Annotated in this window: 2 protein-coding genes; both read left to right on the top strand. The window is 63.1% G+C overall.

Going from position 1 to position 6,660, the window contains the following annotated elements; genetic code table 11:
* Positions 1–3: 3 nt before the first annotated feature.
* Positions 4–6,165 carry an amino acid adenylation domain-containing protein gene (locus ACXJKH_RS12145; protein WP_457319625.1) on the top strand — a complete coding sequence of 2,054 codons (6,162 nt, stop codon included), beginning with the start codon at positions 4–6 and terminating at the stop codon, positions 6,163–6,165.
* Positions 6,165–6,660, top strand: a 496-nt coding sequence (locus ACXJKH_RS12140) for a condensation domain-containing protein (protein WP_457319624.1), incomplete at its 3' end; no start/stop codon positions are given. The genes ACXJKH_RS12145 and ACXJKH_RS12140, both read left to right, overlap by 1 nt.

Here is a 6,660-nt window from a genome sequence, read left to right as displayed (position 1 = left end):
CCTTTGATCCGCGGGCGCTTGCTGAGGCTTGCAGAAGCCGAACACGTCCTGGTGATCACCCAGCATCACATCATCACCGATGGTTGGTCGCTGGGCATCATGGTGCGCGAATTTGCGGCGCTCTACTCCGCATTCCGGCAAGGACAGCCTGATCCACTGCCGCCTCTGCCGATTCAATATGCAGACTATGCCGCATGGCAGCATCGCTGGCTGCAGGGAGCGCAGTTGGAACAACAGCTGAAATTCTGGCGAGAGCATCTCGAGGGTGCTCCGGGTCTGCTGGAACTGCCGACCCGCATCCAGCGGACTGAAATGCAGTGCAATGCCGGAAAGGACCTTCAGGTGGCCTTCTCCGCAGACCTGACCAGGAAGCTGAAGGCGCTGTCGCAGCAGCATGGATGTACGCTCTTCATGGTATTGCTGGCCGGCTGGGCGGTTGTACTGGCGCGGCTCAGCGGCCAGCAGGACGTGGTGATAGGCACGCCTGTGGCCAACCGGCAACGGCCCGAGCTGGAGGGGATCATCGGGTTCTTCGTCAATACACTCGCCCTGCGCACCAACCTCGCCGGCGACCCGACCGTGGCAGAGCTGCTCGCACAGACCCGGGCAACGGCCGTGTCGGCGTTCGCGCACCAGGAATTGCCGTTTGAACAAGTGGTGGAGGCGCTGCATCCGCAGCGCAGCTTGGACTACAGTCCCTTGTTCCAGGTGATGCTCACGCTCGACAGCGTATCGGAGGGCTACACGCTTGCCTTGCCCGGCCTCGAGCTGAGCCAGATGGCGATTGAACGGACGACGACACATTTCGATCTCTCCCTTGCCCTGTCCGACAGCGGGGAGCGGTTGTCAGGGACATTCAACTACAACGCCGAGCTGTTCGATGCGTCGACAATTGAACGTTGGTCACAGCATCTGCAGACCGTGTTGCACGGCATGGCCGAGGATTCGCAGCGGCACATATCCGCCTTGCCATTGCTGACAGCACAGCAGCGCAGCCAGGTGGTGGATCTGTTCAATGCAACGGCGGTGAGTTTCCCAGACGAGGCACTTATCCATGAACTGTTCCAGATCCAGGCCAGGCAGCAGCCTGACGCGGATGCGGTCGTTTATGGCCACCAACGATTGACATATGCCGAACTCAACGTGCGCGCAAACCAGGTGGCACACTTCCTGATCGGCCTGGGCGTACGGCCGGACCAGCGGGTGGCCCTCTGCGTCGAGCGCGGTCTGGACATGGCAGTGGGCATACTGGGTATCCTCAAGGCCGGCGCGGCCTACGTGCCGGTGGACCCTGACTATCCACCGAACCGCCAGGCGCACATGCTGAAAGATTGCCGGCCCGTGGCGGTGCTCAGCCAGCAGGCTTTGCTGCCGCGGCTGCCCGCCCTGCAGGTGCCGGTGTTGGCGCTCGATGGATTGCAGGCTGTCAGCATGCTTGCCCGACATTCTTCACTGGACCCGCAGTCGCGGGCGTCAGGCCTCACCTCGCGCAACCTAGCTTACGTAATCTACACTTCTGGCTCGACCGGCCAGCCGAAGGGTGTAATGGTCGAGCACCGTTCGGCGGTGAATTTCTGGCAGGTCATGTCGAGGACCACGCACGCCCGATGCGAACCGCGCTCGCGGGTAGCGTTGAATGCGGCGTTCTCGTTCGACATGTCGCTCAAGGGCATTCTCCAGCTTCTTTCGGGGCACTGCCTGATGCCCATCCCGCAGAGCATCCGTGCCAACGGGGTCGAGCTGCTGAATTTCCTGGTCGAACATCGTATCGATGCGGTCGATAGCACCCCGTCGCAGCTGGAGGGTCTGCTGTCCGCTGGACTACTCGAAGGCGGGGCGTATCGCCCGCGTAGCGTGCTGGTGGGGGGAGAGCCGATCAGGTCTTCGCTCTGGGGGCGGCTGAAGTCCTCGCCGATCGTGGAGTTTCACAATATGTACGGTCCCACCGAGGCCACCGTGGATGCCACCATCGTCAGCATTGCCGGGGCAGCGGGCGGCCCTACCATTGGCTCGCCAATCGACAATGCCCGTATCTACATTCTCGATACGGCACGGCAACCAGTTCCGATAGGCGTGATTGGTGAGGTGCACATCGGTGGGGTAGGGGTTGCACGGGGTTACCTGGACAAACCAGAACTGACTGCCGAGCGCTTCCTATGCGATCCTTTCAGCAGTTGCGCTGGGGACCGAATGTATCGAACCGGTGATCTTGCCCGCTGGCTGCCGGACGRAAACATTGAATTCCTGGGGCGCAATGATTTCCAGGTCAAGATCCGGGGCTTCCGGGTCGAACTTGGCGAAATCGAGGCCAAGCTGGTCGCTTGCCCGGGGGTCCGGGAAGCGGCCGTGGTGGGCCTGAATGAGGAATCCGGCGACAGCCGCCTGGTCGCCTACGTAGTGTCGGACCACCAGCCCAACCCAGCGCAATTGCGCGATGCGCTACAGGGACAACTGCCGGAACACATGATACCCAGTGCGTTCGTTGTGCTGGCGTCCCTGCCGCAGACCCCGAATGGAAAGCTCGACAGGCAGGCGCTGCCCGCCCCGGGGGTGCAGGCAGTCGTCACCCGACGCTTTGAAGCACCGCGCGGCGAGCTGGAACAGGTACTGGCCAAGATATGGGCTGAGCTGCTGGGGCTGGAGCGGGTGGGGCGGCATGATCAGTTCTTCGAACTGGGCGGTCACTCGTTGATGGTGGTTTCAATGGTTGCTCGCCTGCGCGAACTGGACTTGGAGGTGCCGGTACAGGCCGTGTTCACTACGCCCACCCTGCATGCGCTGGCAGCTTCGATCAGCACATCGGGCATGGCGGGTGCATCAGCAGTGCGCTCGCCTATCGGTCCGGAAACCTCGCGGATCACGCCTGCGCATCTGTCGATGGTGAGCCTCGATCAGGAGCAGATCGACCTGGTCGTAGCGGGCGTGCCAGGCGGGACCGGGAACGTACAGGACATCTATCCGCTGCTGCCATTGCAGGAGGGACTATTGTTCCACTACCTGCTCGAGGAGGAGGGCGACACCTACCTGTCACGCGACCTGTTGGCCTTCGCCACACGCGAACGGCTTGATGCCTTTCTGCAGGCGCTGAACGAGGTCATTGCACGGCATGACATTCTGCGTAGCGCGCTGCGCTGGGAGGGGCTGCCCATGCCGGTGCAGGTCGTCCAGCGACAGGCATCGCTGCCGGTAGAGGTGGTGGCCGTTCCACCTGCGGGCTCAGCCCTGGACGCGCTGGAGCAGTATGCGGACCCGGCCCGGCTGCGGCTGGATGTTCGCAACGCGCCGCTGCTCGCGGCCTTTGTTGCCCACGATCAGGCCGAGGGGGAGTGGCTGCTGGCACTGCTGCGCCATCACGTCGTCTGCGATCATATGACGCTTGAACTGGCGCTGGCTGAAATTGCCGCACTGCTGAATGGAAACGGTGCCGCGCTGCCCGTACCGGTGCCGTTCCGTGAGATCGTCGCACAGGCACGACGGACGCCGATGGAAGCACACCAGGCGTACTTCCAGGAGCAGTTCCAGAACGTCGATGAGCCAACAGCGCCCTTCGGCGTGTTGGACATGCACGTTGGTGGCAGGTCTACGACAGAGTCGCGTCAATCGCTGGAGCCTGGCGTGGGCCGTCGCGTGCGCGAGAGCGCGCGTCGTGCAGGGGTTTCTCCGGCAGTGCTGTTCCATGTGGCTTGGGCGCAAGTGCTGGGGCGCTGCACAGGCAACGAGGACGTGGTGTTCGGAACCGTATTGTCTGGGCGCCTGCAGGGCGTGGCCGGTGCCGAGCGGATGCTTGGCATGACGATCAATACGCTGCCATTGCGGGTTTCGCTGGGAACGCGCAGCGTTGCCCAGTTGCTGGAGGAGACCTCCCAGCGCATGCAGGCACTCCTGGCCCATGAACACGCTCCTCTGGTACTGGCACAGCGCTGCAGCGGGATGCCCGCGTCGACGCCACTGTTCTCGACACTGCTCAATTACCGGCACGGTGAAGCCAGACCAGATTCAGCCCAAGCTGTATTGCCGGGATTCCCGGCCGACATCCGCAGCATTTCCTCCGATGGCGACCATACCAATTTCCCGCTCAGCATCCGGATCGACGACTCAGGTGATGCCTTCGCACTTGTTACCGAATGCATGCCCGGAATCGATGGAAAGCGGATCAATGGGTATCTGTGCATGGCGATGCTTAGCCTGGTCAGCGCCTTGGAATGCTCGCCGACCGCGCCCCAGTACCAGCTTGAGATACTCGATCCGCAGGAAATGGAGATGCTGTCCACACGCTTCAATGCGACGGCTAGGGCGTACCCGGGCGATGGTTTCATCCACACGCTGTTTGAAGCACAGGTACGGCGCACGAGTGAAGCGATTGCCATTGAGTTCGAGGGTGGGACGCTGACCTACGGCGAGCTCAACAGGCGTGCCAATCAGCTTGCGCATCATCTGGTGGGTCTGGGGGTAGGGCCGGATGAYCGGATCGGGGTCTGCCTGGAGCGCGGGATGGACATGGTCGTGGCGTTGCTGGGCGTGCTCAAGGCCGGTGGTGCGTATKTGCCATTGGACCCGGGGTATCCGGCCGCGCGTCTGGGCTACATGCTGGCCGACAGCAGCCCGCGCCATGTACTGAGCGTTTCGGCGCTACAGCCGGTGCTGGCCGAAGTGCAGGTGCCGGTGATCATGCTGGACCARGTGGCGGCACTGGATGGTCAGCCCGTGCATGATCCGGATCCGCAGGCACTGGGTCTGACGCCGCAGCACCTGGCCTATGTGATCTATACCTCCGGCTCCACCGGCCGTCCCAAGGGYGTGATGAACCAGCACGATGGTGTCGTCAATCGCTTGCTATGGGCGCAGGAGGAATTCGCTCTTGGCAGTGAAGATCGTGTGTTGCAGAAGACCCCGTTCGGTTTTGACGTGTCGGTYTGGGAATTCTTCCTGCCGCTGTTGGCCGGGGCACGGCTGGTGCTGGCGCGGCCCGGAGGCCACCAAGACCCGTACTACCTGGCCGGCGTGATCAGCTCTTCGGCGATCAGCGTGCTGCACTTCGTACCCTCGATGTTGCAGGTTTTCCTGGATGAGGCCGACGTCAGCGGGTGTGCCGGGGTGCGGCAGATCCTGTGCAGCGGCGAGGCACTGCCTGCCCCGCTGCAGAACCGGCTGCTGGAGGCGTTGCCGCAGGTGGCGCTGTACAACCTGTATGGTCCCACCGAGGCGGCGGTGGATGTGACCTGTTGGCGATGCGTCGCCGGTAGCGACACGGTTCCGATCGGGCGTCCGATCGCCAATACCCGGATCCATATCGTGGATCGCCACCTGCAGCCGGTACCGATCGGTGTGGCGGGCGAGCTGCTGATTGCCGGGGTGCAGGTAGCGCGTGGATACCTGAATCAGCCGGCATTGACCGCCGAGCGCTTCATAGTCGACCCGTTCGATGCTGCCGGTGGGCGGGTTTACCGCAGCGGTGACCTGGCCCGCTGGCGAGCCGATGGCAGCATTGAATACCTGGGGCGCAACGACAGTCAGGTGAAGCTGCGCGGTCTGCGGATCGAGTTGGGAGAGATCCAAGCGCAGCTTGCACAACAGCCCGGCGTTCGCGAGGCAGTGGTAGTGGCGCGCGAGGACCGCGTCGGGGACAAGCGCCTGGTGGCTTATCTGGTGGCCGAGGCGGGCGTGACGTTGCCCACGGATGTCTTGCGGGAAGCGCTGTCGCGAACCCTGGCCGAATACATGGTGCCCAGCGCATTTGTGGTGCTGGCGGCATTGCCGCTGATGGCAAACGGCAAGTTGGACCGGCATGCGTTGCCTGCCCCGGGGCTGGAGGCGTTGACCGGGCGGGCTTACGTGGCGCCGGAAGGGGARGTGGAACAGGCGCTGGCCGCGATCTGGGTCGAGCTGCTGGGCGTGGAGCGGGTGGGACGGCACGACCACTTCTTCGAGCTGGGGGGGCACTCGCTGGTCGCAATCCAGCTGCAGGGCCGTATCAACCAGCGAATGTTGGTGGACGTGCCGCTGCACTACCTGTTTGAGAACGCGGCGTTGCACCAGTTGGCCGAACACGTGCAGAGCGCGCAGCTTGATCGCTTCCTGGGCAACGAACTTGCGTTGATCGACGATGAGCTTGCTGGCCTTTCGGCCGAGCAGCTCAGCAATCTGCTGATGAGTGAGGGGCAGTGATGAACAGCAACAATGGCCAGCCGTCTGTCGAGGACCTCAAGCGGGCGATCGTGCAGCAACGCTTGCGCAACAGGATGCAACAGCACCTGGCAGTGGACAACGAGCGTGCGATTCCACGTGCAGACCGTAGCAAGCCCACTCCGCTGTCATTGGTACAGCGCCGGCTGTGGTTCCTCGATCATCTGGACGCGCAAGGTGCAGCGTATAACCTGCCGGTGGCGCTGCACCTCGGGGGAGTACTTGATCGCAATGCGCTGGCGGCCGCCCTGGATCGTCTAGTGCACCGACACGAATCATTGCGGACCTATTTCCCCGCCGGAGAAACCGGGCCGCTTCAGTATGCTTCCGACGAGGGCTGCGGGCTGACGCTGGTCGAGAGCGACCTGAGCGAACTACAGGTGGAAGCGCGCCGTCATGAAGTGGCGCGGATGCTTGCCATTGAAGCGCAGACTGGATTCGATCTGGAGCACGGGCCTTTGATCCGCGGGCGCTTGC

The organism is Stenotrophomonas sp. P5_B8 (genome assembly GCF_054049855.1).
The sequence above is the reverse complement of the archived record's forward strand: the minus strand, read 5'-3'. Positions and strand labels throughout refer to the sequence as shown.